The organism is Arthrobacter sp. CP30 (assembly GCF_053470025.1).
In genome coordinates, this window is record NZ_JBQEMM010000044.1 from 1 (window position 1) to 560 (window position 560).

Sequence of the window (560 nt, forward strand, 5' to 3'; positions counted from 1 at the left end):
TCCTTGTCCACACTGGCGAGCATGTGCCCGGTCCAGACCAGCGGTTTTGCGAGTGCGCCGTTCGCGACCACGCCTTTGCCTGCGGCGACATCGCGCCGGGCCTGCTGGACGTCCGCGAAGGTGATCTCGTCATGGTCGCGGAATCGATCGCGCAACAGCACGGTAACCGGCGACAGGGCAGGGGAGTTCATGTCGATGATCGAGCGCCGCAGCTGGCTCGCCATGCCTTCACCGAACAGGTTGAGCGCGGCCTCGGCGTTATAGCCGGTGCGCTCTAGCGTGTTGAGGAAGCGGCGCCCCCAGTCCGGGGACTTCTCCGCGATCATCGTGGTGAAGAATGGGTGCGCTGGCACTCCGGCACCGGGTGCACCGAAGTTCTGGAGCGCCGCCACCGTAGCGACTGAGGTGCCATCGGGATAGGTCGCGCCCTCGAGGAAGCCGACGCGCACCACGCTCGCGGTCTTGAGCTTGCGCGTCATCTTGCGCAGCGCATCGTTGAGCGCGGCGCCCCCGCTTATCTGCGCCATACCGCGCCTCGAATGCTTTCGAAGACATAGGGA

General features: G+C 65.7%; 1 protein-coding gene. It reads right to left on the bottom strand.

The window, feature by feature from the left end:
• Positions 1-527: hypothetical protein (locus ACTIMO_RS17240; RefSeq protein WP_448183215.1), on the bottom strand; the 527-nt coding region annotated here is incomplete at its 3' end.
• Positions 528-560 lie beyond the last annotated feature (33 nt).